The organism is Streptomyces sp. NPDC005794, from assembly GCF_042871445.1.
GTDB lineage: Bacteria > Actinomycetota > Actinomycetes > Streptomycetales > Streptomycetaceae > Streptomyces.
Map to the genome: position 1 here is coordinate 58,057 of NZ_JBIAIN010000015.1, position 25,899 is coordinate 83,955.

General features: G+C 70.4%; 23 protein-coding genes, 1 tRNA gene and 2 pseudogenes. 11 read left to right on the forward strand and 15 right to left on the reverse strand.

The features are described from left to right. Positions 1 to 216 precede the first annotated feature (216 nt). From galT to galK, 3 genes are read left to right on the forward strand one after another with little or no spacing between them, the layout of a single operon-like run. Complete coding sequence (gene galT, locus ACFYQ5_RS23770; protein WP_389200173.1) at positions 217 to 1,260, forward strand: galactose-1-phosphate uridylyltransferase; 1,044 nt, start codon at positions 217 to 219, stop codon at positions 1,258 to 1,260. Then, positions 1,257 to 2,237 (forward strand): UDP-glucose 4-epimerase GalE, encoded by a 981-nt coding sequence (gene galE, locus ACFYQ5_RS23775; protein WP_389200175.1) that lies wholly within the window; start codon positions 1,257 to 1,259, stop codon positions 2,235 to 2,237. The genes galT and galE overlap by 4 nt, the downstream gene beginning before the upstream one ends. Continuing rightward, entirely contained in the window at positions 2,234 to 3,409 is a 1,176-nt protein-coding gene (galK, locus tag ACFYQ5_RS23780) for a galactokinase (RefSeq protein ID WP_389200177.1), read from the forward strand. Before galE ends, galK begins: the two co-directional genes overlap by 4 nt. On the opposite strand, the pseudogene ACFYQ5_RS23785 reads toward galK, so the two are convergent. Further along, a pseudogene (locus ACFYQ5_RS23785) lies at positions 3,399 to 3,836 on the reverse strand (GNAT family N-acetyltransferase); the annotation flags it as partial. The gene galK and the pseudogene ACFYQ5_RS23785 overlap by 11 nt on opposite strands. 270 nt (positions 3,837 to 4,106) lie before the next feature. Here ACFYQ5_RS23785 and ACFYQ5_RS23790 point away from each other — a divergent pair. Then, positions 4,107 to 4,901 (forward strand): LuxR C-terminal-related transcriptional regulator, encoded by a 795-nt coding sequence (locus ACFYQ5_RS23790; RefSeq protein WP_389200179.1) that lies wholly within the window; start codon positions 4,107 to 4,109, stop codon positions 4,899 to 4,901. Here ACFYQ5_RS23790 and ACFYQ5_RS23795 read toward each other — a convergent pair. After that, positions 4,860 to 5,357 carry a MarR family winged helix-turn-helix transcriptional regulator gene (locus ACFYQ5_RS23795; protein ID WP_389200180.1) on the reverse strand — a complete coding sequence of 166 codons (498 nt, stop codon included), beginning with the start codon at positions 5,355 to 5,357 and terminating at the stop codon, positions 4,860 to 4,862. The two genes, ACFYQ5_RS23790 and ACFYQ5_RS23795, sit on opposite strands and share 42 nt — an antisense overlap. 88 nt (positions 5,358 to 5,445) lie before the next feature. Here ACFYQ5_RS23795 and ACFYQ5_RS23800 point away from each other — a divergent pair, with 88 nt between their 5' ends. Further along, a complete protein-coding gene (locus ACFYQ5_RS23800; protein ID WP_389200182.1) occupies positions 5,446 to 6,243 on the forward strand; it encodes a trans-aconitate 2-methyltransferase in 798 nt (265 codons plus the stop codon). Between the two features lie 16 nt (positions 6,244 to 6,259). On the opposite strand, the gene ACFYQ5_RS23805 is transcribed toward ACFYQ5_RS23800, so the two are convergent. The 3 genes from ACFYQ5_RS23805 to ACFYQ5_RS23815 all read right to left on the reverse strand — a co-directional run bounded on the left by ACFYQ5_RS23805 (position 6,260) and on the right by ACFYQ5_RS23815 (position 8,132). Further along, entirely contained in the window at positions 6,260 to 6,385 is a 126-nt protein-coding gene (locus ACFYQ5_RS23805) for a hypothetical protein (protein WP_389200184.1), read from the reverse strand. A gap of 77 nt (positions 6,386 to 6,462) precedes the next feature. Then, positions 6,463 to 7,149 carry a TetR family transcriptional regulator gene (locus ACFYQ5_RS23810; protein ID WP_389200186.1) on the reverse strand — a complete coding sequence of 229 codons (687 nt, stop codon included), beginning with the start codon at positions 7,147 to 7,149 and terminating at the stop codon, positions 6,463 to 6,465. Then, complete coding sequence (locus tag ACFYQ5_RS23815) at positions 7,146 to 8,132, reverse strand: acyl-CoA desaturase (protein WP_389200188.1); 987 nt, start codon at positions 8,130 to 8,132, stop codon at positions 7,146 to 7,148. Before ACFYQ5_RS23815 ends, ACFYQ5_RS23810 begins: the two co-directional genes overlap by 4 nt. 326 nt (positions 8,133 to 8,458) lie before the next feature. Between ACFYQ5_RS23815 and ppc the strand changes: the two genes are divergently transcribed. Next, positions 8,459 to 11,188: a phosphoenolpyruvate carboxylase gene (gene ppc, locus ACFYQ5_RS23820; RefSeq protein ID WP_389200190.1), complete on the forward strand. Its 2,730-nt coding sequence runs from the start codon at positions 8,459 to 8,461 to the stop codon at positions 11,186 to 11,188. A gap of 30 nt (positions 11,189 to 11,218) precedes the next feature. On the opposite strand, the gene ACFYQ5_RS23825 is transcribed toward ppc, so the two are convergent. The 6 genes from ACFYQ5_RS23825 to ACFYQ5_RS23850 form a co-directional block, all read right to left on the reverse strand. After that, positions 11,219 to 11,689, reverse strand: coding sequence for a hypothetical protein (locus ACFYQ5_RS23825; protein ID WP_389200191.1), 471 nt, complete (start codon positions 11,687 to 11,689; stop codon positions 11,219 to 11,221). A gap of 75 nt (positions 11,690 to 11,764) precedes the next feature. Next, the gene (gene pth / locus ACFYQ5_RS23830) at positions 11,765 to 12,358 is read right to left on the reverse strand and encodes an aminoacyl-tRNA hydrolase (protein ID WP_389200193.1); all 594 of its coding nucleotides are present in this window, start codon (positions 12,356 to 12,358) and stop codon (positions 11,765 to 11,767) included. A gap of 106 nt (positions 12,359 to 12,464) precedes the next feature. After that, a complete protein-coding gene (locus ACFYQ5_RS23835; protein ID WP_389200195.1) occupies positions 12,465 to 13,043 on the reverse strand; it encodes a 50S ribosomal protein L25/general stress protein Ctc in 579 nt (192 codons plus the stop codon). A 199-nt stretch (positions 13,044 to 13,242) separates the two neighbouring features. Beyond that, a complete protein-coding gene (locus ACFYQ5_RS23840) occupies positions 13,243 to 14,223 on the reverse strand; it encodes a ribose-phosphate diphosphokinase (RefSeq protein WP_359477011.1) in 981 nt (326 codons plus the stop codon). Positions 14,224 to 14,342: 119 nt separating this feature from the next. After that, a complete protein-coding gene (gene glmU, locus ACFYQ5_RS23845; RefSeq protein ID WP_389200197.1) occupies positions 14,343 to 15,791 on the reverse strand; it encodes a bifunctional UDP-N-acetylglucosamine diphosphorylase/glucosamine-1-phosphate N-acetyltransferase GlmU in 1,449 nt (482 codons plus the stop codon). A 107-nt stretch (positions 15,792 to 15,898) separates the two neighbouring features. Next, positions 15,899 to 15,970 (reverse strand) — tRNA-Gln (locus ACFYQ5_RS23850). Positions 15,971 to 16,157: 187 nt separating this feature from the next. Between ACFYQ5_RS23850 and ACFYQ5_RS23855 the strand changes: the two genes are divergently transcribed. Beyond that, positions 16,158 to 17,471: a sensor histidine kinase gene (locus ACFYQ5_RS23855; RefSeq protein WP_389200199.1), complete on the forward strand. Its 1,314-nt coding sequence runs from the start codon at positions 16,158 to 16,160 to the stop codon at positions 17,469 to 17,471. A gap of 6 nt (positions 17,472 to 17,477) precedes the next feature. Here ACFYQ5_RS23855 and ACFYQ5_RS23860 read toward each other — a convergent pair whose 3' ends face one another. Together ACFYQ5_RS23860 and ACFYQ5_RS23865 are read right to left on the reverse strand one after the other, a co-directional pair. After that, positions 17,478 to 17,987 carry an SUKH-3 domain-containing protein gene (locus ACFYQ5_RS23860; RefSeq protein ID WP_389200200.1) on the reverse strand — a complete coding sequence of 170 codons (510 nt, stop codon included), beginning with the start codon at positions 17,985 to 17,987 and terminating at the stop codon, positions 17,478 to 17,480. A 10-nt stretch (positions 17,988 to 17,997) separates the two neighbouring features. Beyond that, a complete protein-coding gene (locus tag ACFYQ5_RS23865) occupies positions 17,998 to 18,519 on the reverse strand; it encodes a YwqJ-related putative deaminase (protein WP_389200201.1) in 522 nt (173 codons plus the stop codon). A 237-nt stretch (positions 18,520 to 18,756) separates the two neighbouring features. Here ACFYQ5_RS23865 and ACFYQ5_RS23870 point away from each other — a divergent pair, with 237 nt between their 5' ends. The 4 genes from ACFYQ5_RS23870 (at position 18,757) to ACFYQ5_RS23885 (ending at position 25,250) form a co-directional block, all read left to right on the forward strand. Then, positions 18,757 to 19,734: an SMI1/KNR4 family protein gene (locus tag ACFYQ5_RS23870; RefSeq protein WP_389200203.1), complete on the forward strand. Its 978-nt coding sequence runs from the start codon at positions 18,757 to 18,759 to the stop codon at positions 19,732 to 19,734. A gap of 5 nt (positions 19,735 to 19,739) precedes the next feature. Beyond that, complete coding sequence (locus ACFYQ5_RS23875; protein ID WP_389200204.1) at positions 19,740 to 22,310, forward strand: SUKH-4 family immunity protein; 2,571 nt, start codon at positions 19,740 to 19,742, stop codon at positions 22,308 to 22,310. A gap of 203 nt (positions 22,311 to 22,513) precedes the next feature. Continuing rightward, a complete protein-coding gene (locus tag ACFYQ5_RS23880) occupies positions 22,514 to 23,413 on the forward strand; it encodes a cellulose-binding protein (protein WP_389200206.1) in 900 nt (299 codons plus the stop codon). 376 nt (positions 23,414 to 23,789) lie between these two features. Next, positions 23,790 to 25,250 (forward strand): MFS transporter, encoded by a 1,461-nt coding sequence (locus ACFYQ5_RS23885; RefSeq protein ID WP_389200208.1) that lies wholly within the window; start codon positions 23,790 to 23,792, stop codon positions 25,248 to 25,250. A gap of 109 nt (positions 25,251 to 25,359) precedes the next feature. On the opposite strand, the gene ACFYQ5_RS23890 is transcribed toward ACFYQ5_RS23885, so the two are convergent. Next, entirely contained in the window at positions 25,360 to 25,578 is a 219-nt protein-coding gene (locus ACFYQ5_RS23890) for a DUF397 domain-containing protein (protein WP_389200210.1), read from the reverse strand. 34 nt (positions 25,579 to 25,612) lie between these two features. Beyond that, positions 25,613 to 25,861, reverse strand: a pseudogene (locus ACFYQ5_RS23895) (Scr1 family TA system antitoxin-like transcriptional regulator); the annotation flags it as partial. Positions 25,862 to 25,899: the final 38 nt, after the last annotated feature.

Sequence of the window (25,899 nt, forward strand, 5' to 3'; positions counted from 1 at the left end):
GCGAACTGAACCCGTCGGAACCTACGCCTTTGTGTTCAGAAAATGAACAGCTTGTATGACGTTCTTTGTTTGATCGTGATCGGACAGGGTGGAATGTCCGGATCTTGGTGATCGTTTACACGGGACGGGCACAGGATCTGACGGCATTGACGCACCTGTTGGGTTGTGATTAGTTATGTGCGGTTCTGTTTAGAGGGCGTTACATGGAGGAGCCTGGTGAAGAAGACGGTTACGACCCTCGCCGACGGCCGTGAGCTGATCTATTACGACTCCGCGGATGACACCGTCCGCGACGCCGTCGACCTGCGGCCGCTGGATGCCGTATCGACGTCCTCGGAGATCCGCCACGACCCGCTGCTCGGCGACTCGGTGGCCATCGCCTCGCACCGGCAGGGGCGTACGTACCACCCGCCGGCCGACGAATGCCCGCTCTGCCCGTCGAGTGAGGGCCGGCTCAGCGAGATCCCCGACACCGGCTACGACGTCGCCGTCTTCGAGAACCGCTTCCCCTCCCTCGCCGGTGACTCGGGCCGCTGTGAGGTCGTCTGCTTCACCTCCGACCACGACGTGTCCTTCGCCGGCCTCACCGAGGACCAGGCCGCCCTGGTCCTGGAGGCCTGGACCGACCGCACGGCCGATCTCGCCGAGCTCCCGCAGGTCACCCAGGTGTTCTGCTTCGAGAACCGCGGCGCCGAGATCGGCGTCACCCTCGGCCACCCGCACGGGCAGATCTACGGCTACCCCTTCGTCACCCCGCGCACCGAGCTGATGATGCGCTCGGCGCAGACCCACCGCGCCGAGACCGGCCGCAACCTCTTCGACGACGTCGTCGCCCGGGAACTGGCCGACGGCGACCGTGTCGTCCTGGAGGGCGAGCACTGGGTCGCCTTCGTGCCGTACGCCGCGCACTGGCCCTACGAGGTCCACCTCCACCCGCGCCGCCGCGTCCCCGACCTGCGGGAGCTCGACGAGGGTGCCCGCACGGAGTTCCCACAGATCTATCTGGAACTCTTGAGGCGATTCGACCGGATCTTCGGCCCCGGCGAGCCGCCGACCCCGTACATCTCGGCCTGGCACCAGGCGCCCTTCAGGGTCCCCGGCCGCGAGGAGTTCGGGCTGCACCTCGAGCTCTTCACCATCAGGCGGACCACCGGCAAGCTGAAGTTCCTCGCGGGCTCCGAGTCCGGCATGGGCGTGTTCATCAACGACGTGCCGCCGGAGGCCGCGGCCCAGCGACTGCGAGAGGTAGCGAGCGAGTGAGCAACACCGGCAAGAAGTACCTGGTGACGGGTGGCGCGGGATACGTCGGCAGTGTCGTCGCCGCACACCTGCTGGAGGCCGGCCACACCGTGACCGTCCTCGACGACCTGTCGACCGGTTTCCGCGAAGGCGTCCCCACGGGCGCCGAGTTCATCGAGGGACGCATCCAGGACGCCGCGAAGTGGCTGGACCCCTCCTACGACGGAGTGCTGCACTTCGCCGCGTACTCCCAGGTCGGCGAGTCCGTCGCCGACCCCGAGAAGTACTGGGTCAACAACGTCGGCGGCACCACCGCACTCCTCGCCGCCATGCGCGACGCGGGGGTGCGCACCCTCGTCTTCTCCTCCACCGCGGCGACCTACGGAGAACCGGTCTCCAGCCCCATCACGGAGACCGACCCCACCGCGCCCACCAGCCCGTACGGCGCCTCCAAGCTGGCCGTCGACCACATGATCAGCGGCGAGGCGACCGCCCACGGCCTGGCCGCCGTCTCCCTGCGCTACTTCAACGTCGCCGGCGCCTACGGCAGCTGCGGCGAGCGCCACAGCCCCGAGTCGCACCTCATCCCGCTGGTCCTCCAGGTCGCCCTCGGACAGCGCGACTCGATCTCCGTCTACGGGGACGACTACCCGACCCCCGACGGCACCTGCGTACGCGACTACATCCACGTCGCCGACCTCGCCGAGGCCCATCTGCTGGCCCTGGACGCGGCCACCGCGGGCGAACACCTCATCTGCAACCTCGGCAACGGCAACGGCTTCTCCGTACGCGAAGTCATCGAGACCGTCCGCCAGGTCACCGGCCACCCGGTCCCCGAGACCGCGGCGCCCCGGCGCGGCGGCGACCCGGCCGTCCTCGTCGCCTCCGCCGCCACCGCCAGGGAGAGGCTCGGCTGGCAGCCGTCCCGCGCCGACCTGGCCGCCATCGTCGCCGACGCGTGGACGTTCGCCCGCCGAGAGGAGCCCACCGCACCATGACCGACAACGCCGACCTGACCGCCTCCTTCACCGAGCTCTACGGGACCGTCCCCGAGGGGATCTGGGCGGCACCCGGACGAGTGAACCTGATCGGTGAGTACACCGACTTCAACGACGGCTTCGTCATGCCGCTGGCCCTCCCGCACCACGCGCGCGCGGCCGTCGCCCGCCGCTCCGACGGACAGCTGCGCCTGCACTCCACCGACGTACCGGGTGGCGTCGTCTCCCTGCGCGTCGACGAGCTGGTCCCGCACTCCGGCCACGGCTGGGCCGCCTACCCGGCCGGTGTCGTCTGGGCGCTCCGCGAGGCGGGTCACGCGGTCACCGGGGCGGACATCCAGCTCACCTCCACCGTGCCGGTGGGCGCCGGACTCTCCTCGTCGGCCGCCCTCGAGGTCGTCACCGCGCTCGCCCTGAACGACCTCTTCGAACTCGGCCTGAGCGAACCGGAGATCGCCGTGCTCGGCCAGCGCGCCGAGAACTCCTTCGTCGGCGTGCCCTGCGGCGTCATGGACCAGATGGCCTCCGCGTGCTGCACCGAGGGCCACGCGCTGTACCTCGACACCCGCGATCTCACCCAGCGCCAGGTCCCCTTCGACCTGCCCGCACACGGGCTGCAACTGCTCGTCGTCGACACCCGGGTCAAGCACGCCCTGGGTGACGGCGCGTACGCGGAGCGCCGGGCCGGCTGCGAGGCGGGCGCCCGGGCGCTCGGCATCCCCACCCTCCGCGACCTTCCGTACGAGGGCCTGGACGCCGCACTGGAGACCCTCGCGGCGGCGGGCGAGGACGAGTCGGTCGTGCGGTACGTCCGTCATGTGGTGAGCGACAACCACCGGGTGGAACAGGTCATCTCGCTGCTCGACGCGGGCGAGGTGCGCGCGGCGGGCCCGGTCCTCAACCAGGGGCACCTCTCGCTCCGCGACGACCTGCGGGTCTCGTGCCCGGAGCTGGACCTCGTGGTCTCCACGGCGAACACCGCCGGGGCACTCGGGGCCAGGATGACCGGGGGCGGCTTCGGCGGCTCGGCGATCGTGCTGGTGGAGGAAGCGATGGCGGACACCGTCGCCAAGGCCGTTTCGGAGGCCTTCACCTCCGCCGGTCACGCCGCCCCGGGAATCTTCCCCGCGGTCCCTTCGGCGGGGGCCCGGCGGATCGCTCCAGCTGCTTGACCAGGATGAACTCCGCGACGCCGGGCGGGTAGTCCGCTACCTCGCCGACCACCTCGTACCCCTGCTTCCGGTAGAAGTCCGGGGCCTGGAAGCCCCAGGTCTCGAGCCGGGAGCGGGTACAGGCCCGGTCGTCGTGGGCGAGGCGTTCCGCCTCGGCGAGCAGTCGCGCGCCGAGGCCGGCGCGGCGGTGGGAGGCGTCCACCCAGAGCAGGTCCACATGGAGCCAGTAGGCCCAGGTCCGCCCGCTCAGCCCGCCGGCCAGCTCTCCGTCGTCGTCCAGGAGCCAGACCTCCAGCGGGACTTCGTGCTCGGCGGGGGTGGAGTGCAGGGCGCGCAGCTCCGGTGATCCGTCCCAGTTGTCGTCGTGCAGCCGACGGCCCAGCAGAATACGACGTTCCTTGTCCACTTCGGTCTCAAGACGGAACATGAACAACACCCTAAACACCTTCGGTGGTCAGTTCCGCGAATCACCTTCCCCCGCCCACCGCCCGCCGTACGCTGATGCTCAGCACCGGTGGGGGCCGGTGCCGTTTCAGGGGACGAGACAGTCGGATACGACGCCCGGGGCGGGTGGCGGCCGGCACACGGCGGCGGCCGTGCGCCGACGGACCACCGGAGTGCTCCGGGCGTCGTGTTCGCCGCGGTCCGTCCCCGTCGGGGCCGGCCTTGAACGAGGCGCCCCAGGAGCTCACGCAGCATGGGGGTGTCTGTGGCTCGTATCCGGGTTCTGGTGGTCGACGACCACCGCATCTTTGCCGAGTCCCTCGCGGCGGCCCTCGCCGCCGAACCGGACGTCGACGTGTCCGCGGCGGGCAGTGGCCCCGCCGCGCTGCGGTGTCTGGAGCGCGCGACCGCCGAGGGGCGCCGCTACGACGTGCTGCTGGTCGACGCCGAACTGGGCGTTCCGGCCCCGGGCGGGGCCCGGACCGTTCCCGCGCCGCGCGGCGCACCGGAGGACGCTGCCGGCGGTGCGCCGGTGGACGGCATCTCGCTGGTGGCCGGGGCTCGTGCGGGGCATCCGCACATGCGGACGGTGGTGCTCGCGGAGACGGACGACCCACGCCGGGCCGCGACGGCGCTGCAGGCCGGGGCGTCGGGCTGGGTCGCCAAGGACTGTTCGCTGCAACGGCTTCTGACGGTCATACGGGGTGTGCTGCGTGATGAGACGCATCTGCCGGCCGCCTTGCTGACCGGGGTCCTGCGGGAGCTGACCGCGGCCCGCAAGCACCGCACCGAGAGCGAGCAGCTCGTCGAGTCGCTGACGCCGCGCGAGCGAGAGGTGCTGCGCTGCATGGTGGCGGGCCTGGGGCGCAAGGCGGTCGCGGAGCGGCTCTTCCTGTCCCCGCACACGGTGCGTACCCATATGCAGAACGTGCTGGGGAAGCTGGGTGTGCACTCGACCCTGGCGGCCGTGGCGCTGGCCCGGCGGGCGGGGGTGGGCCCGGCCGCGCTAACCGGGGATGTTGTCGAACGGGGCGGTCAACTGGCGTAGCAGCCCGGCCAGTTCGGACCGCTGCTGACGGGAGAGCTCGCCCAGGATGGCCCGCTCCTGGTCGAGCAGCCCGGCCAGCGACTGGTCGGCCTTGTCACGGCCCAGGTCGGTCAGCCTCACCAGGACGCCGCGGCGGTCGCTCGGGTCGGGCAGCCGCTCCACCAGGTTCTTCTTGGTCAGCCGGTCGATGCGGTTCGTCATCGTGCCCGAGGTGACCAGGGTCTGGGTCAGGAGCTGGCCGGGGGAGAGCTGATACGGGGCACCGGCGCGGCGCAGGGACGTCAGGACGTCGAATTCCCAGGGCTCCAGCTCGTGCTCCGCGAAGGCGATCCTGCGGGCCCGGTCCAGATGCCGGGCCAGCCGGGAGACGCGGCTCAGGACCTCGAGTGGTTCCACGTCGAGGTCGGGGCGCTCTCGGCGCCATGCAGCGACCAGCCGGTCGACCTCGTCCTCCATGTCGATCAGTGTAGAGGGTCCCTCGACATGAAGTCTCTTGAATTCAAGTGTCTTGACATCAAGAGACTTTCTTGGTGATCCTGGGCTCATGACAGCACCCACCTGGGACCCCCTGCAATACCTCCGCCACGCCGACCACCGCACCCGCCCTTTCCATGACCTCCTGGCCCGGACCGGACCCCTGCCGCACGAACCCGCACCCCGGATCGCCGACCTCGGCTGCGGCGCGGGCAACGTCACCGCCCTCCTCGCGGCACGCTGGCCCGGCGCCCGCATCACCGGCTACGACAGTTCCCCCCAGATGCTCGAACGAGCCCGCGCCCACGCCGGCCCCCTCCTCGACTTCACCGAGGCCGACGCCACCACCTGGGCGCCCACCGAGACGTACGACCTCATCGTCTCCAACGCCCTGCTCCAATGGGTCCCCGGCCACACCGACCGCTTCCCGCACTGGCTGGACGCCCTCGCCCCCGGCGGCACCCTCGCCTTCCAGGTCCCCGGCAACTTCGACGCCCCCAGCCACACCCTCATGCGCGAACTCGCCGAATCCCCCCGCTGGCACGACCGCCTCGGCGGCCTCCTGCGCCACGGCGACGCCGTACACACACCCGCCGAGTACCTGGAGCACCTCACCGCACCCGGACGCACCGTCGACGTCTGGGAGACCACCTACCTGCACCTGCTCCAGGGCGAGGACCCCGTCCTCGACTGGGTCAAGGGCACCGGCCTGCGCCCCGTCCTCGACGCCCTCGCCGACGACCCGGAAGCGCACGACGCCTTCCTCGGCGAATACCGCGACCTGCTGCGCACGGCCTACCCGGCCGGCCCGCACGGCACGGTCTTCCCGTTCCGCCGCGTCTTCGCCGTGGCGCGCACGGCCGGGTGACCGTCCCGGCCGGCCGTCACAGCGCGTCGAGCGCCTCCGGCGAGATGCCGAGGTCGACGGGGAACGGGACCCCGGTCTTGAGCCGGTCGTGATGGATGCCCGTCACGGCGTACGTCTTGTTCACCGGGTCCAGCTCGTGCACCCGTACGGCCGGGTGCCGGTCGCTCCCGGCCGTCTCGACCGGCCGGAAGTTCGGAATGCCGGAAACACCGCGGCGGGTCAGTTCTTCCGGTGGCCTATCAGCCGCGGCTTCGACTCCAGGTTCTCCAGCCCGTGCCACGCCAGATTCACCAGGTGGGCCGCGACCTCGGCCTTCTTCGGCTTCCGCACGTCCAGCCACCACTGGCCGGTCAGTGCCACCATCCCGACCAGGGCCTGCGCGTACAGCGGGGCCAGCTTCGGGTCGAAACCCCGGGCCTTGAACTCCAGGCCCAGGATGTCCTCGACCTGCGTCGCGATGTCGCTGATCAGCGAGGCGAACGTGCCTGTCGACTGCGCGACGGGGGAGTCGCGGACCAGGATCCGGAAACCGTCCGTATACGTCTCGATGTAGTCGAGCAGCGCGAACGCCGCCTGTTCCAGCAGCTCACGCGGATGACCCGCCGTGAGTGCGCCCGTCACCAGATCCAGCAACTGGCGCATCTCACGGTCGACCACGACGGCGTACAGGCCCTCCTTGCCGCCGAAGTGCTCGTACACCACGGGCTTGGAGACCCCGGCACGCGCCGCGATCTCCTCCACCGAGGTGCCCTCGAAGCCCTTGTCGGCGAACAGGGCGCGGCCGATGTCCAGGAGTTGCTCGCGGCGCTCCTTGCCCGTCATCCGGACCCGCCGGACCCGTCGCGTGGGGGCAGGCATGCTCTTCTCGCCGCTGGTGCTTCCGTCGGTCGCCACGTCGTCAATCATGCCGGGTCGGCGGCCGGGGGCTTGCGCCGGGAGGCGATACGCGAGGCATCGGGCCACCGCACGTCATGTGCCCAGCCCAGCTGCTCGAACCAGCGGATCAACCGGGCGCTGGAATCGATCTGTCCCCTCATCACCCCGTGCCGGGCACTCGTCGGGTCCGCGTGGTGCAGGTTGTGCCAGGACTCGCCGCACGAGAGGACCGCCAGCCACCACACGTTCCCGGACCTGTCGCGGGACTTGAAGGGCCGCTTCCCGACCGCGTGACAGATGGAGTTGATGGACCACGTCACGTGGTGCAGCAGCGCGACACGGACCAGCGAGCCCCAGAAGAAGGCGGTGAACGCGCCCCACCACGACAGGGTGACCAGGCCGCCGACCAGCGGCGGGATCGCCAGCGAGAGGATCGTGAAGCTGAGGAAGTGACGCGAGATCGCACGGATCGCCGGGTCCCTGACCAGGTCAGGGGCGTACTTCTGCTGCGGTGTCTGCTCCTCGTTGAACATCCAGCCGATATGGGCCCACCACAGGCCCTTCATCAGCGCCGGGAGGTTCTCACCGAAGCGCCACGGCGAATGCGGGTCGCCCTCGGCGTCGGAGAACCGGTGGTGCTTGCGGTGGTCGGCCACCCAGCGCACCAGCGGACCCTCGACCGCCATGGAGCCGGCGACCGCCAGGGCGATACGGAGCGGACGCTTCGCCTTGAAGGAGCCGTGCGTGAAGTAGCGGTGGAAACCGATCGTCACGCCGTGGCAGCCCCAGTAGTACATGGCGACCAGCAGGCCCAGGTCGAGCCAGCTGACGCCACGGCCCCAGGCCAGCGGCACCGCCGCGACCAGGGCCGCGAACGGCACCACGATGAAGAGGAGCAGCGCGATCTGCTCGACCGAACGTTTCTTGTCCCCGCCGAGCGTGGCGGAGGGGGTTGCGGAGTCGCCTGCCGTCGCCGGCAGGCCGTCGTCGATCACATCGGGGCTGGTGGGCATTGGGGAGTCCCCTGTGTGGTGAGGAAATATGATGGTATGGGCGGGCTACGCTTCCGTAACCTACGGCATCGTAAGTATGACAGCGAAGAAGGCCGCGACACGAGAGCGCCGCCGCCGGAACCCCTCCGGCACGGGGCCCGTACCTCCCGCCTACCCCGGATCCGGACCACCCCGCAGGGCAACGAGCACGCCGAACCCCCGGACACCTATCCTGGGAGCGTCGGACAGCGCGGTCCGCACTCTGCATATCCGGGGTGACCCGTCAGCACCGCGAGCGCCCCGGCCCCCCTGACAGACGTGCTCAACCACTGCAAGGAGCCGCACCTGTGAGCAGTGCCGACCAGACCCCTGCCGCCACCACCGAACTGCGGGCCGACATCCGCCGCCTCGGCGACCTGCTGGGCGAGACCCTCGTACGCCAGGAAGGCCAGGACCTCCTCGACCTCGTCGAGCGCGTCCGCGCCCTGACCCGCACCGACGGCGAGGCAGCAGCCGAGCTCCTCGGCGACACGGACCTGGAGACCGCCGCGCAGCTCGTGCGCGCCTTCTCCACCTACTTCCACCTCGCCAACGTCACCGAGCAGGTCCACCGCGCCCACGAGATGCGCGACCGCCGGGCCGCCGAAGGCGGGCTCCTCGCCCGCACCGCCGACCGCCTCAAGGACGCCGACCCCGAACACCTGCGCGAGACGGTCAAGAACCTCAACGTACGGCCCGTCTTCACCGCACACCCCACGGAAGCCGCACGGCGCTCCGTGCTCAACAAGCTCCGCCGCATCGCCGAACTGCTCGAAACCCCCGTCATCGAGGCCGACCGCCGACGCCACGACCTCCGGCTCGCCGAGAACATCGACCTCATCTGGCAGACCGACGAGCTGCGCGTCGTACGCCCCGAGCCCGCCGACGAAGCCCGCAACGCCATCTACTACCTCGACGAACTCCACGCCAACGCCGTCGGCGACGTCCTCGAGGACCTCGCCGCCGAACTGGAGCGCGTCGGCGTCGAACTCCCCGCCGGCACCCGCCCCCTCACCTTCGGCACCTGGATCGGCGGCGACCGCGACGGCAACCCCAACGTGACGCCCGCCGTCACCTGGGACGTGCTGATCCTCCAGCACGAGCACGGCATCACCGACGCCCTCGAACTCGTCGACTACCTGCGCGGACTCCTCTCCAACTCCATCCGCTACACCGGAGCCACCGACGAGCTCCTCACCTCCCTCCAGACCGACCTGGAGCGGCTGCCCGAGATCAGCCCCCGCTACAAGCGGCTGAACGCCGAAGAGCCCTACCGGCTCAAGGCCACCTGCATCCGGCAGAAGCTCGTCAACACCCGCGAGCGGCTCGCCACCGGCACCCCGCACCGCCCCGGCTGCGACTACCTCGGCACCGCCGAGCTCATCGCCGACCTGGCCCTCATCCAGACCTCCCTGCGCGAACACCGCGGCGGACTCTTCGCCGACGGCCGCATGAACCGCACCATCCGCACGCTGTCCGCGTTCGGCCTCCAGCTCGCCACCATGGACGTCCGTGAGCACGCCGACGCCCACCACCACGCCCTCGGTCAGCTCTTCGACCGCCTCGGCGAGGAGTCCTGGCGCTACGCCGACATGCCCCGCGACTACCGGCAGAAGCTCCTCGCCAAGGAACTCCGCTCCCGCCGCCCCCTCGCCCCCACCCCGGCACCGCTCGACGCCGCCGGCGAGAAGACCCTCGGCGTCTTCCACACCATCAAGCAGGCCTTCGAACGCTTCGGCCCCGAAGTCATCGAGTCCTACATCATCTCGATGTGCCAGGGCGCCGACGACGTCTTCGCCGCAGCCGTCCTGGCCCGCGAAGCCGGACTCGTCGACCTCCACGGCGGCTGGGCCAAGATCGGCATCGTCCCGCTCCTGGAGACCACCGACGAACTCCGCGCGGCCGACGTCATCCTCGACGAGATGCTCGCCGACCCCTCCTACCGCCGGCTCGTCTCGCTCCGCGGCGACGTCCAGGAGGTCATGCTCGGATACTCCGACTCCTCCAAGTTCGGCGGCATCACCACCTCCCAGTGGGAGATCCACCGCGCCCAGCGCCGGCTCCGCGACGTGGCCCACCGCTACGGCGTACGCCTGCGCCTCTTCCACGGCCGCGGCGGCACCGTCGGCCGAGGCGGCGGCCCCTCCCACGACGCGATCCTCGCCCAGCCCTGGGGAACGCTCGAAGGCGAGATCAAGGTGACCGAGCAGGGCGAGGTCATCTCCGACAAGTACCTCATCCCCGCACTGGCACGGGAGAACCTGGAACTGACCGTCGCGGCCACCCTCCAGGCATCCGCCCTGCACACGGCACCCCGCCAGTCCGACGAGGCACTCGCCCGCTGGGACGCGGCCATGGACACCGTGTCCGACGCCGCCCACGCCGCCTACCGCAAGCTCGTCGAGGACCCGGACCTGCCCGCCTACTTCCTCGCCTCCACCCCGGTGGACCAGCTCGCCGACCTGCACCTGGGCTCGCGGCCCTCCCGCCGCCCCGGCTCCGGCGTCTCGCTCGACGGCCTGCGCGCCATCCCCTGGGTGTTCGGCTGGACCCAGTCACGCCAGATCGTCCCCGGCTGGTTCGGCGTCGGCTCCGGCCTCAAGGCACTCAGGGAGGCCGGTCTCGACACCGTCCTGGAAGAGATGCACGGTCAGTGGCACTTCTTCCAGAACTTCCTCTCCAACGTCGAGATGACCCTCGCCAAGACCGACCTGCGCATCGCCCGGCACTACGTCGACACCCTCGTCCCCGACGAGCTCAAGCACGTCTTCGACGTCATCCAGGCCGAGCACGAGCTCACCGTCCAGGAAGTCCTCAAGGTCACCGGCGGCAGGGAACTCCTCGGCACCAGCCCGGTGCTCCAGCAGACCTTCGCCATCCGTGACGCCTACCTGGACCCGATCTCCTACCTCCAGGTGTCCCTGCTCGCCCGCCAGCGTCAGGCGGCCGAACGCGGCGAGGAAGCCGACCCGCTCCTCGCCCGCGCCCTGCTGCTGACCGTCAACGGCGTAGCGGCGGGCCTCCGCAACACCGGCTGACCCGCACCGGAGTGACCGGGTGCGGTCCTGTCAGAGGGCGAAGAACGTCGCCGTCAGCAGGACCGCACCCGCGATCCCCGCACCCCAGGCGGTCCGCGTCAGCCGCATACCGCCGCCGATCACGAGCGCGGCCAGCACCAGCGCACCGCCCAACGGCACCCAGGCGTGCAGGAAGCCCGGCGTTCCGGTGCGTACGACATCACCGGTGCCGGGCTTCACCACGACAGGGAAACGGGCCCCCTTCTTCACCGCCACGGACCGCTGGATCGTCACGGCGGACCGGTCCCGCGCCTCCGCGTCGGCCGTGAACGACCCCGTGCACACGTCCTCGTCGCACGCGGTCACCACCATCGTCCCGTGCTCACGGCCCTCGGACAGAACGATGTGATGCGCGCTGTTCCACGACGACCACACACCCGCGACCAGCAGCAACAGGACGACACAGCCCGCGGCGAACATCCGGCCATGAGCCAGCAGTCGGTGGGACGAACTCCGTTTCATGGGGGCCGATCCTTGGGCAGAGCCCTGCCCTCGGTCAACCTGTGGCCGGAAATGGCCCAAGAAGCAGCAGGAATGTCAGGAGTTGTACGTGGACTGGGCCCGCTCCAGCCCGTCCGCCAGCAACGACTCCACCGAATCCGCCGCCCGGTCGACCAGATACGCCAGCTCCTTGCGCTCCGTACCCGAGAAATCCTTCAGCACGAAGTCCGCGACCTGCATGCGCCCCGGAGGCCGGCCGATCCCGAACCGCACCCGGTGATAATCCGGCCCCATCGCCTTCGTCATCGACTTCAACCCGTTGTGCCCGTTGTCGCCACCACCCAGCTTCAGCCGCAGCATGCCGAAGTCGATGTCCAACTCGTCGTGCACCGCCACGACATGGTCCAAGGGCACCTTGTAGAAGTCCCGCAACGCCGTGACCGGCCCACCGGACAGATTCATGTACGACATCGGCTTCGCCAGCACCACCCGCCGGCTCCCAGGGCCGGGCGGACCGATCCGCCCCTCCAGCACCTGCGCCTGCGCCTTCTGCGCCCGCTTGAACTTCCCGCCGATCCGCTCCGCCAGGAGGTCGGCCACCATGAACCCGACATTGTGCCGGTTCGCCGCGTACTCGGGGCCGGGGTTGCCGAGGCCCACGATCAGCCAGGGGTCGGTGACGTCGGACATCTGCGCTCGGTCTCCTCGCATACGAACCAGTGATGACAGGCGAACGGGGCGGCGGATCCCCCGGAAGGGAACCGCCACCCCGTCAGTGAAGCAGGTGGGGCGAGGATCAGGCCTCGGTGGAAGCCTCCTCGGCGGGGGCCTCCTCGACCTGCGCGGAGACGACCTGGAGCACGACAGCGTCCTCGTCGCCGGCGAGCACGGAGCCCTTGGGCAGCGGAACGTCCTTCGCCAGGATCGAGTCACCGGCGTCCAGGCCCGCGATGGAGACCGTGACGGACTCCGGGATGTGGGTGGCCTCGGCCTCGACGAGCAGGGTGTTCTGCACGTACTCGAGAAGGTTGCCGCCCGGGGCCAGCTCGCCCTCGACGTGCACCGCGATCTCGACCTCGACCTTCTCGCCGCGCTTCACGGTGAGGAGGTCGACGTGCTCGATGTTGCCCTTGATCGCGTTGCGCTGCACGGCCTTCGGGATCACCAGGGCGTCCTTGCCGTCGATCTCGAGACCGATCAGGACGTTGGCCGTACGCAGAGCGAGAAGCAGCTCGTGGCCCGGCAGGTTGATGTGAACCGGCTCAGCACCGTGGCCGTAGACGACCCCGGGAACCAGGTTGGCGCGACGGGTGCGACGGGCAGCGCCCTTGCCGAACTCCGTACGGACCGTTGCGTCGAGCTTGATCTCAGCCATGCTGCACTCCTCGTAAGGTGACGAAAAACCGATGGTCACCCGGCCCACGACAGGCCTGCTACGAAGAGCGCGTCGATAACGGACCACCGACCCCGTGCCTACACACGAGAACGGCCTCCCTCGCCGAGCAACTCACTGAGTCTACCCGGCGGGGAGGCCACACCCAAAGTGGATCACCCGCAGGTGGTCCTGCAGGCGGTCAGTCGCCCTGCTCCTCGAAGAGGCTCGTCACCGAACCGTCCTCGAAGACCTCCCGCACCGCGCGCGCGATGGTCGGGGCGATCGAGAGAACCGTGATCTTGTCGATCTCCAGCTCACCCGGTGTCGGCAGCGTGTCCGTGAAGACGAACTCGCTGACCTTGGAGTTCTTCAGGCGGTCCGCGGCGGGGCCCGACAGGACACCGTGCGTCGCCGTCACTATGACGTCCTCGGCGCCGTGCGCGAACAGGGCGTCCGCAGCCGCACAGATGGTGCCACCCGTGTCGATCATGTCATCGACCAGGACACAGACCCGGCCCTCGACGTTGCCCACGACCTCATGGACGCTGACCTGATTGGGGACGTCCTTGTCGCGGCGCTTGTGCACGATCGCCAGCGGGGCGTCCAGACGGTCGCACCAGCGGTCGGCGACGCGCACCCGGCCGGCGTCCGGGGAGACGATCGTCAGCTTCGAGCGGTCGACCTTCGCACCGACGTAGTCGGCCAGGATCGGCAGCGCGAACAGGTGATCCACCGGACCGTCGAAGAAGCCCTGGATCTGGTCGGTGTGCAGATCGACGGTGAGGATGCGGTCCGCACCCGCCGTCTTCATCAGGTCGGCGATCAGACGCGCGGAGATCGGCTCACGGCCACGGTGCTTCTTGTCCTGACGGGCATAGCCGTAGAACGGCACGATCACCGTGATCGAACGGGCGGACGCGCGCTTCAGCGCGTCCAGCATGATCAACTGCTCCATGATCCACTTGTTGATCGGAGCCGTGTGGCTCTGGATCAGGAAGCAGTCGGCGCCACGGGCGGACTCCTGGAAACGCACGTAGATCTCACCGTTGGCGAAATCGAAGGCCTTCGTCGGCACGAGACCGACACCCAGCTGATGTGCGACCTCCTCGGCCAGCTCGGGGTGGGCGCGGCCGGAGAAGAGCATCAGTTTCTTCTCGCCGGTCGTCTTGATCCCGGTCACAGCACAGTCTCCTCAGACGTGTATCTGGCACCGCGCGCATGTGTCCCGATGTGCGACGAGCCAGCCGAAATGGGTGAGCATCTATCACGGTACGCCGAGTCAGGCGCGGCTGTTTCCGGTCAGCTTTCTCCGCCAGGCTCCTGAACGGCGGCCTGAGCCGCCTGCGCGGCCGCGCTGCCAGGACGCTTCCGGGCCACCCAGCCCTCGATATTCCGCTGCTGGCCTCGGGCCACGGCCAGCGAACCCGCCGGTACGTCCTTGGTGATGACCGAACCGGCAGCGGTGTAAACGCCGTCCCCGACCGTGACGGGTGCCACAAACATATTGTCCGACCCGGTCCGGCAGTGGGATCCGATCGTGGTGTGGTGCTTGGCCACCCCGTCGTAGTTCACGAACACGCTCGCCGCGCCGATGTTGGTGTGATCACCGATCGTCGCGTCCCCGACGTAACTCAGGTGCGGCACCTTCGTGCCCTCGCCGATCGTCGCGTTCTTCATCTCGACGTACGTACCCGCCTTGGACTTCGCGCCCAGCCTCGTCCCCGGCCGCAGATAGGCGAACGGCCCCACGGAGGCACCGGGCCCCACCTCGGCGCTGTCCGCGACCGTGTTGTCCACCCGCGCGCCCGCGTGCACGACCGTGTCCTTCAACCGCGAGTTCGGGCCCACCTCGGCGTCCTCCGCCAGGTGCGTCGCACCCAGCAGCTGGGTACCCGGGTGCACGATCGCGTCACGCTCGTACGTCACCGCCGCGTCGATCAGCGTGGACGCCGGGTCCACGACCGTCACGCCCGCCAGCATCGCCCGCTCCAGGAGCCGCCCGTTGAGCAGGCGCCTGGCCTCGGCCAGCTGGAGCCGGTTGTTGATGCCCAGGATCTCCCGGTGATCGCCGGCTACCGAGGCACCCACCCGGTGCCCGGCCTCACGCAGGATCGACAGCACGTCGGTGAGGTACTCCTCGCCCTGGCTGTTGTCCGTACGCACCTTGCCGAGCGCCTCGCCGAGCAGCCGGCCGTCGAACGCGAAGACCCCGGAGTTGATCTCCCGGATCGCGCGCTGCGCGTCGGTGGCGTCCTTGTGCTCGACGATCTCGGTGACCGCTCCGGTGGCCGCGTCACGGACGATCCGGCCGTAGCCGGTCGAGTCCGGGACCTCGGCGGTCAGCACGGTGACCGCGTTCGCGTCGGCGGCGTGGGTGGCGGCGAGCGCGGAGAGGGTCTCGCCGGAGAGCAGCGGAGTGTCCCCGCAGACGACGATGACGGTGCCGTCCACGGCGCCGCCGAGCTCCGCCAGACCGATCCGGACCGCGTGGCCGGTGCCCTTCTGCTCGGCCTGGAAGGCGGTGCGTACGGGGGTGTCCCCGGCGGAGAGGTGCGCGGTGACCTGCTCGGCGGCGTGGCCGACCACGACCACGAGGTGCTGGGGGCCGAGCTCGCGGGAGGCGGCGACGACATGTCCGACGAGCGAGCGCCCGGAGATCTCGTGCAGGACCTTGGGGGTCTTCGACTTCATGCGGGTGCCCTCACCCGCTGCGAGGACGACGACGGCTGCCGGGGGGTTGGCGCTCACGGATGTGCCCTTCGGCTTCGGGTGGTGGACATCCGCAGGATACCGGGGGCGTTTACGCCCGAAACGAGCGCGGGCCCCGACCATGAGGTCGGGGCCCGCGCGTGCAGCTCCCCCACCAGGACTTGAACCCGGACAAATAGCACCAAAAGCTACTGTGCTGCCAATTACACCATGGGGGAACGAAGCGGACATTCCTTCAATCCGCTCGATTGGCACCCAACACTATGCCGTACGGAGCCCCCTGCGCGCGACGGCACAACTCCCCGCTCCCCGCCGCGGAGATGGTCCGGCAGCCCATGACCGGTCGCTTCCCGTGCTGGAGGAGTCTCCCGGAAAAGAGATGCGTCCGCCCGTAGGCTGGACGCCATGACCGCAACGGGGGCAGACCGGGAAGCGGCGGGACCGACCACCCGCGGCTACTGGTGGTGGGAGCGGCGGCGGAGTGTCGCCCTGGACGTGGGGCTGGCGCTGGTCTCGGCGCTGGAGTGCGCGCTGGAGGGGGTGGCGTTCGCCGGGGACACCGGGTTGCCGGTGCCGCTCGGGGTGCTCTTCGGGCTGCTGGCGGGTTCGGTGCTGGTGCTGCGCAGGCGCTGGCCGATCGCCGTGGTGCTGGTGTCGATAGCGACGACGCCGGCCGAGATGGGCTTCCTGATGGGGCTCGTCGGGTTGTACACCCTGGCGGCTTCCGAGGTGCCGCGCAGGATCACGGTCGTGCTGACGGGGATGACGCTGGTCGGCACGTTCATCGTGTCGTACGTGCGGTTGCGGCAGAGCGTGAGTGAGCATGCCGAGTTCGGCCCGTTCTGGTACGTCCCGGTGGTGTCGCTCTTCATGTCGCTGGGGCTGACGGCGCCCTCGGTGCTCTTCGGCCTCTACATCGGGGCCAGGCGCAGGCTGATGGAGAGCCTGCGGGAGCGTGCGGATTCGCTGGAGCGGGAGCTGTCGCTGCTGGCGGACCGGGCGGAGGAGCGGGCCGAGTGGGCGCGTACGGAGGAGCGGGGCCGGATCGCCCGGGAGATGCATGACGTGGTGGCGCACCGGGTGAGTCTGATGGTGGTGCACGCGGCGGCGTTGCAGGCGGTGGCTCCGAAGGATCCGGCGAAGGCGGTGCGTAACGCGGCGCTGGTGGGGGACATGGGCCGGCAGGCGCTGACGGAGCTGCGGGAGATGCTCGGGGTGCTGCGGAGTGGGGACGCTCTGGTGGCTCCGCGGGCGGGGCAGGTGCCGTTGGCCTCGGTGGGGCGGGCGGCGGCTGCGGCTGCGGCGGCCGTGGCTGAGGACGGGCCGCGGTTGCGTGAGGTGGAGGCGCTGGTGGCGCAGTCCCGTGAGGCGGGGATGACGGTGGAGCTGTCGGTGGAGGGGGAGTTGCGCCCGTACGCGCCGGAGGTGGAGCAGACGGCGTACCGGGTGGTGCAGGAGGCGTTGACGAACGTGCACAAGCATGCGGCGGGTGCGAAGACGTGGGTGCGGCTGGCGCATCGGGGGGCGGAGGTGGCGATGCAGGTGGAGAACGGTCCGACGGACGGTGTGACGGCGGATGCGGGGCTGCCGAGTGGTGGCAACGGTCTGGTGGGGATGCGGGAGCGGGTGCTGGGGCTGGGGGGTGTGTTCGTGTCGGGGCCGACGGAAGTGGGGGGTTTCCGGGTGTCGGCGGTCCTGCCGGACGGTGACGCGGCGTGAGGGGCGTCAGCTGGAGGTGAGGCGTGCGGGCTGTATGCCGGTCATGAGGGTTTCGAGGGCGCGGTCGATGTCGGAGCCGAGGTACCAGTCGCCGGTGTGGTCGATGGAGTAGACGCGTCCTTCGCTGTCGATGGCGAGGACCGCTTGGCCGTTGCCTTCTTCGCCGAGGGGGGCGACTTCGGTTTCGAGGGCGCGTCCGAGGTCGCCGAGTGTGCGTGCCAGGTGGAGTCCGCTGAGCGGGTCGACGCGCACGGTGGCGGGGGCGATCTGCCGGCCGGGTGCTGTCGAGCTGATGCGGAGTCCGCCGAATTCGGCCCAGGCTTCGACGGCTGCGGGGAAGACGGCGTGCTGGTGTCCGGCGGGGGAGGCGTGGGAGCGGAGGGCGTCGGCCCATTCCTCGGCCTGGCGGATGTCCCAGCGTCCTGGTCGCCATCCGGCGTCGCGGAGTGCGGCGTCGACCGCGACGGGGAAGCGGGTGGTGGAGGTGCGGCTCTGTTGGCCGGGTACGTCGCGCATGGTGGTGTGCTCAGCCCTTCTCGGCTGTGGTCGCCGCACCGTTGGTGAGGTCGACGGGGCGTACGCCGAAGTGGGCGAGCATCTCCGTGCAGGAACGGCAGGGGGGCGCGTAGCTGCCGTGGAGGGGGTCGCCGTCCTCGCGGATGCGGCGGGCGGTGAGGCGGGCGTGCTTGAGCGCGCGGCGGGCTTCACCGTTGGTGAGGGGCTTGCGCTGGGCGCGTTTGGAGCGGCTTTCGTCGGCTGCGGTGAGTTGGCGTGACAGGAGTATGGCTTCGGGGCAGCGTCCGGTGAAGCGTTCGCGCTGGTTGCTGGAGAGGGTGTCGAGGAAGTCCTGCACGAGGGGGTGGAGGACGGGTGGCTGGTCGCCTTTGCCCGCGGTGCAGGTGAGTGTTTCTCCGCGTACGGACAGGGCTGCGGCCACGGCGGGCAGGATGCCGTCGCGGCGGTGGTGGAGCTGGGGTGGGCGGCTTGGCTCGGTGGCGCTCCAACTGAGTCGCGGATCTCCGGATGTGACTGTTTGTGCTGTGTGCATGGCGCTGGTGTCCCTCCCTGCAATCCCCCGAGTTGCGGGGGACAGCCTGCCAAATATGCAGGGTGGTGGGGAAGCGGGGTGGGTGAAACGTGTCCGCGTGTCGCGGCTCGGTGGCCGGGTTGTCGCGTGTCCGTCACGCGTCGGTGACGTTCGGTGAGTGGGGTGCGGGGGCGGGGGGCGTTGTTGCGTCACCGCATAGGCTGTGCGGAACACCAGACGCAGCAGGGGGCAACCGCCATGACGACAGGTCGGCTCGGGCAGCAAGCCGCGCCACCGAATGCGGCCTATGCCGGGCAGGTCGTGCATTTCCCGGATCCTGTCCGGGCGTCCCGCCACCCCAGGGGTGTGCGCGTGGACGGGAACGGCTTTCCGGTGCTTTCGCCGTATGCGCGTGCGGCCGCGGAGATCGCGGATCCGCCTCCGGGTTTCGGTGTCGATGAGTTGCGGCTGACGGATTACGTGTCGGCGAACGCGGCGTTGTCGGCGAGTGGGCATGAGCTGTGGGGCACGATTCCGGCGGTGGCGACTCCGCACGGGTGGACGTGGCATCACGTGGCGGGTGGCCGGCGGATGGAGTTGGTGCCGGTCGAGGTGAAGGCGCTGTTGCGTCATCACGGTGGTCTGGCGACTGCTTCGGTGGATCAGAACCGTCGGGGTACGCGGCCGCTGCAGGAGACGCGGCCCGCTCATTTCCGGCTGCCGAAGGGTTCTGTGGCGGTGGGTGAGCAGCAGATCCTGGGTGTCGAGGAGGATCTGGGGTACCGGCTTCCGGGTGCGTACCGGTCGTTCCTGAAGGCGGCCGGTGGGTCGGCGCCGGTGGGTGCGGCGTTGGACGCGGAGCTGGGACTGCTCGTGGACCAGCCGTTCTTCACGGTGCGCGAGGAAGCCGCCATGAATGATCTGGTGTACGTCAACAAGTGTCTGCGTGATCACTTCACGAAGGATTTTCTGGGCGTGGGTTTCGTCCAGGGCGGGATTCTCGCGGTGAAGGTGCGTGGTGCCGGCGTGGGGTCGGTCTGGTTCTGCGCGTACGACGATGCGCGGGATTCGGATGGCCTGGGCGTGCAGGAGCGGGTGGATCGGCTTCTGCTGCCGTGCGGTGAGGATTTCGATGCTTTCCTGCAGCGGCTGGCGGGTAATCCGCCGGAGCTGGAGACGGTGGCGAACCTGATGGTGGACGGTGGCTTCGCGCGGGCCGTCCCGGTGGAGGGGTGAGCGCGGTGGTGACGTTCGCGCAGGCGCAGGAGCGGGCGGATGAGTGGGTCAACGGTGACGTGCCCGCGTATCAGCAGCGTGAGGTCCGGGTCCGTGAGTTCGAGCTGGGTTTCGTGGTGTGGGCCGAGGACCGTGCGGAGGGCCCTGTTTCGGATGGGGGCCGTCAGCGGTTGGTGATCGCCCGGGACAGCGGTGAGGCCACGTTGTGGCCGGGGTTGCCGGTGGGCGAGGTGATTCGGCGGTACGAGGAGGATTACGGGGCTTCCGTGGAGGTGCGGGCTGCTCCGGAGCCACCGCAGCGCATTGATCTGAACCAGACGTCGTTCTTGCTGACTCCGCCGGAGTGGTTGCAGGAGGCGGCGGACAAGCTGGGGATTCCGGACGGGCGGGCGGAGGGGGACGCGTCGTCTTCGGCGTCGGCGTCGGTGTCGGCGCCCGTTGCTGAGCCCGCTCCGTCCTCTCCTCCGCCTCCTCCGTCTCCGTCTCTTTCTCCTTCCGTTCCCGGGCCGGTTCGTGCCGATTCGGGGGCCGGGTGGCCGGCTGCCGGTGGGCAGCGGGATCACGAGCCGACGGCCAATGACGGGGTGCCGGCCGGGGGGACTCCCTGGGCGGGTACGGACACGAGTGCGAGTGGTGACGGGGGCGGGGTGCCGCTGCCGGCGACGGTGTTCGCGCCGCCGCTTTCGGGGTCGGACGATGACGGGACTCCTCCGCCGGTGGTTCCGGCGGAGGCACCTACGGCGCTGATGTCGGGTGGCAGTCAGCTGCCGCCGACCGCTGTCGTTCCCGGTCTGGACCCGCAGGCGCCGCCTCCGGGGGCTCCTGCCCCTGTGCCTGCTGCCGCGGGTCCCGCTACCCCTGCTCCGGTTGCTCCGGGGCCCGGAGCGGGAGACATCGCGGACGCGGCGACGAGCAAGGCCGTCGTGCCGCCGCGGGGTGCGCGGGGGACGGGCGCGACGCCTCCGCCGCCACCCGGGGCGCCCGGTATGCCGGGCATGCGGCCGGGGGCGACTCCGCCGCCCTCGGGGCCGGGTGCGCCGGGCGCGCCTGCGGGGGGTTATCTCCCGACGCAGCTCGTCTCGCAGGTCGGCCCTCCCGGGGCGCCTGCGCCGCCGCCTCCCGGTGCGACGCCGCCTCCGGGTGCGCCACGGCCGCCTGCTCCTCCCGGGCCGCCTGCTCCTCCCGGGCCGCCTGCTCCTCCCGGGCCTCCTGGGCCTCCTGGTGCCACGCCGCCTCCGGGTGGCGGGGTGCATCAGGCCGTGACGATGTTCGCCGACGCGAGCATCGGTGGCCCGAACGGGCTGCGTCCTCCTGGCCCGCCCGGCCCTCCCGCTCCTCCGGGTCCGCCCGGTGCTCCAGGGGCTCATGGCGCGCCTCCGCCTCCTCCTGGTTCCACACCGCCGCCTGCTCCTCCTGGCCCGCCCGGGCCTCCTCCGGGTGGTGGGGTGCACCATGCCGCGACGATGCTGGCGGGGCCGGGGCAGGTCGGCCCGGCCGCGCCGCAGCCGCCGGGTCCTCCTGGCCCGCCCGGGATGCCTGGGCAGGGCCCGCACACTCCGCCGCCGCCCTCCGGGGCGTACGGCTATCCGCAGCAGCCGACCGGGCAGCCGACGGTCGGCCCGGGCTATCAGGCCGTGCTGCGTTTCCGTGCGGCCGACGGCAGTGAGCAGCAGCTGATCCGGCGTTCGGCGCCGGGTACGCCGCATCCGGAGTGGCAGATGCTGCATGAGCTGCGTGCGATGAACGTGCCGCCGCAGCAGGTCATAGAGCTGCACACGGAGCTGGAGTCGTGTGAGCTTCCGGGTGGTTACTGTGCGCGGATGATCCGGGAGACCTGGCCGCAGGTCCGGATCACGAGTGTGGCGCCGTACGGTACGGATCATGCGAGCCGGCAGCAGGGCATGCAGCATCTGCTGACGCATCAGGGCGAGCTGCATCAGGTGGCCGACGGTCCGGCGCGGCCGGCTCCGGTGCGGGCGCCGTTGCCGCAGGTGCCGCCTGCCATGGCGGTGCCTCCGGAGGCGCTGGCGGAGGAGCTGCACGGGGCGTTCGGTCCTGGTGTGCTGCGCTTCGATCAGCGGGCGGTGTCGCGCCAGGGTGTGCCGGAGGTGGTGGCGCGGACGTTGGTGTGGGCGGGTCTGCCTGCTGATTTCGGGCCGTTCTTCTGGGCGCAGCCGGGTCACCCGGTGGTGCCGACGCTGGCGGAGCTGGCGGCGCAGCGGCAGGTGCAGCCGGCGTCGGACGCGGGTTCGTATCTGGTGATGGGTTCGGACTTCGGCCGTGCGATCTGTGTGCAGTACGGGACGGCGAACATCGTTGCTGTTCCGGTGGAGGCCGGTCCGGGTGGTCAGCCGGTGGCGCCGCAGTTCGTGAACACGGGGTTGCCCGAGTTCGTGCGGTCCATGGCGTTGCTGGGCCGGATGTGGCGGTTGCGGTTCGGGCTGAATCCGGAGCAGGCGGGTCGTTGGACGGTCGATTTCCAGGCGCAGTTGGTGGCCATCGATCCGGCGGCGCTGGCGTCGCCGGAGGGCTGGTGGTCGGTTCTGCTGGAGCAGATGTGGGACGGGCTTCTGTGACCCCGCCTGATCAGGCTTGATCAGTTGTGTACGAAAGGCGCTTGCCCTGTGGTGGGGCAGGCGTCTTTTGTGTGGGTTTTTGTGATGCGTGTCGCTTCGGTCTTGATTGCAGCTGATCGATTCCGACTTCCGGGCCAATTACCGCATCCTTGACCTATTGCTTCGTGGTCGGGGAGTCGGAGAGCGGAAAGAGGGCTTCAGGGATGAGTGGTGGACCGGTGTCCGCGCACGGTTTTGTCGGTGTACGGGGGCGTGGCTACCGTCCTGAGCAGGTGGACCGCGTGGTGGCCTCGCTGTCGGCGGAGCGGGACGGTGCCCAGGAGCGGCTGTCCCGGCTGACGGATCTGGCCGAGGAGCTGGCGGCGGAGTCGGCGCGGCTGGCCGAGGTGGTGGCCTCGCTCGCGCCGCAGACGTTCGTGTCGCTGGGGGAGCGGGCGCAGCAGATCCTGGCGCTGGCGGAGGCCGAGGCGGAGGCCGCGCGGGGGGCGGCGCTGGAGGAGGCGCAGGGGCTGCGGGACGCGGCTGACGTGGCGGGCCGGGAAGTCCGTGAGGCGGCGCGTGAGCAGGCGGATGCCGTGCGGGCGGCGGCGGACGCCCATGCGGAGCAGGTGCTTGCCGCGGCGCAGGAGGCTGCCGGGGCGCTGGTGGAGGGGGCGCGCCAGGAGGCCGGTGAGGTGCGTGGGGCCGCGGAGGCGGAGATGGCCGAGACGCGCCGCCGTACGGCGGGTGTGCTGGCGCATCAGGAGCAGGAGCATGCCGAGCGGGGCAAGGCGGCGGATGCGGAGATCGCCGGAGCGGAGGCCACGGTGGCGGCGCGTGAGGCCGAACTGGTCGCCCGTGGGGAGGAGTTGCTCGCCCTGGCGAGGCGTGAGCTCGCGGAGACGGAGGAAGCGGCCCGGCACGGTCAGGAGGACGCGGAGGCGCGGGCGGCGGAGCTGCTGTCGGGGGCCGGGGTGGCGGAGGAGCGCGTGGTGCGGGAGACGGAGCGCGTCCTGCGGGAGCACGAGGAGAGCCGCGAGGAGGTCCAGGCGCACATGGCGCACGTACGCACGTCGCTGGCGGCCCTGACGGGGCGTGCGGTCGTGGGGTCGGCTGAGGACTGAGGCCGCGTCCGCGTGCGGGCCTGCCGGGGTCAGGGGCGCGGCCAGGGGCGCTCGGAGAGGTGCTCGATGCCGCTGTTGAAGCGCTTGAGGCGTCGCTGAGTTCGCCGTTGGACATCGGCCCCTGGGTGCGGATGCGACTCGGCAGGACGTAGGCGCTCCGCTCCAGGGGTGCGTTCCTGGGGCGTCCGCTCCGGTGGTACGAGAGGTCGTGATGCGGCTCCTGCTCCTGCACGGGGTCGGCCGCACGTCGGTGAACGGCGGTTCATGCTCTCATGAGGTGTGCACTAGACATATAGCGTGTATGACCCACTGAGCATGTACGATGCACATCGCTATCCGGTAGACGAGACACCGACCCCCGAGGAGTTCCACCCTCATGGATGACCCCCAGCCGACCGTCAGATCAGGTGCTGTGATCGCCACGCTCGCCTTCGCGGGCACCGTGGCGGCGGTCATGCAGACCCTGGTCACTCCGCTCATCGCGGAGCTGCCGCAGCTCCTCGGCACCACGTCCTCGAACGCCGCCTGGGTGATCACCGTGACCCTGCTGGTCTCGGCGGTGTGTGTGCCGGTCTCCGGACGGCTGGGCGACCTGCTGGGCAAGCGCCGGATGCTGCTCGTGTGCGCGGTGCCGCTGGTCGTCGGGTCGGTGGTGTGTGCGCTCGCGTCCTCCGTCGTCCCCATGATCGTCGGACGCGGTCTGCAGGGCATGGGCATGGGCATGGTGCCGCTCGGCATCGCCCTGCTGCGTGACGTGGTGCCGAAGGAGAAGATGAGCTCCTCCATCGCCCTGGTCAGCGCTTCCCTCGGCATCGGCGGCGCTCTCGGCCTCCCGATCGCCGCGGCGGTCGCCCAGTACGCGAACTGGCGGGTGCTGTTCTGGGGCTCCGCCGTGCTGGCCCTCGTCATCTTCGCCCTGATCTGGTTCCTGATCCCGGACGTCCCGGCCGCCGCCAAGGGGCAGCGTTTCGACGCACCCGGCGCTCTCGGCCTCGCCGTCGGTCTGGTCTGCCTGCTCCTCGCCGTCTCCAAGGGCGCCGAGTGGGGCTGGACCTCCACGACGACGGTCGGCCTGTTCGTCGCCGCCCTCGTGGTGCTCCTCGCCTGGGGCTTCTGGGAGCTGCGGACCAAGGACCCGCTGGTCGACCTGCGCACCACGGCCCGCCCCCGGGTGCTCATCACCAACCTCGCGTCGCTCTTCGTCGGCTTCGGCATGTACGCCGGCATGCTGATCGCGCCGCAGCTGCTGCAGTTCCCCGAGGCCACCGGCTACGGTCTGGGCCAGTCGATGCTCGCTGCCGGCCTGTGGATGGCCCCCGGCGGCATCATGATGATGATCATCTCCCCGCTCGGCGGAAAGCTCACCGACTCCCGCGGCCCGAAGTTCACGCTGATCTGCGGTGTGCTGGTCATCGCGGCGGCCTACGGACTGGGGATCCTCCTGATGGGCTCAGCCTGGGGGCTGATGCTGTTCCTCATGGTCAGCAGCGGCGGCGTCGGCCTCGCCTACGGTGCGATGCCCGCCCTGATCATGAGCTCGGTCCCGGTGTCCGAGACGGCCGCCGCCAACGGGTTCAACACCCTCATGCGCGCGCTCGGCACATCGATCGGCGCCGCCGTGATCGGCGCGGTCCTCGCCCAGATGACCACGGAGACGGCCGGCCACACCTTCACCTCCGAGGCCGGGTTCCGTACCGGCCTGATGTTCGGCTGTGGTGTCGCCCTGGTCGCCGTGGTGATCGCGGCGTTCATCCCGGCCCTCCGGCGTTCCGCCGCCGACCCCGGCGAGAAGGCCGACGCGGCCACCTCGCCGGAGACGGCCCCAGCCACGAGCTGACCCGGCCCGCACGCCGAACTGCCCGGCCCTCACCCCCTCGTGGGGGCGGAGGCCGGGCAGTTCGCTGTCGCGGTCAGCGGATGCGGCAGCGTGTGTACGGATACGCCGACTACCGAACGGTGTGGTCCTTCGCCAACTCGCCTATGAACGCCGCCCAGGCGTCGGCACGGAAAGCCGGCGACGGGCCGAGGACGTTCTTGCTGTCACGGACGGGGACGACTCCGGGGAAGCCGTCCGCCACCTCCACGCAGTCGCCCCCCTCCTGATTGCTGCAGCTGCTTCCGCGCCAGGCCGCGTCGGTCAGATCGAGACGGGACAGTCGCTTCACGGTGGTTGTCCTCCATCGCGGATCGGATCATGTCGAGTGACATGCGAGGGGGCAGGGCTGCCGCCCGGAGCCGATCGTGGGTCACCGCGAAGCGCCTGACCTCCTGCGGATCCTCGATCAACTGGCCGTAATGGGCGCCTTCCGTGTAGCTGACCTCCGTGCCGTCCGGCAGGGCCAGAACGGTCAGAGAGCCGCCCAGGGCATCGTGCTGCCCGGAGCTGCCGCCGGTCGATCCGCCCACGCCGGGTGACGGAGAGGAGTCCGGGCGCGGACTGCCTCTCATCGGTGTGCTCGCCGCACGGTGGGGGCTGATCCCCGTTC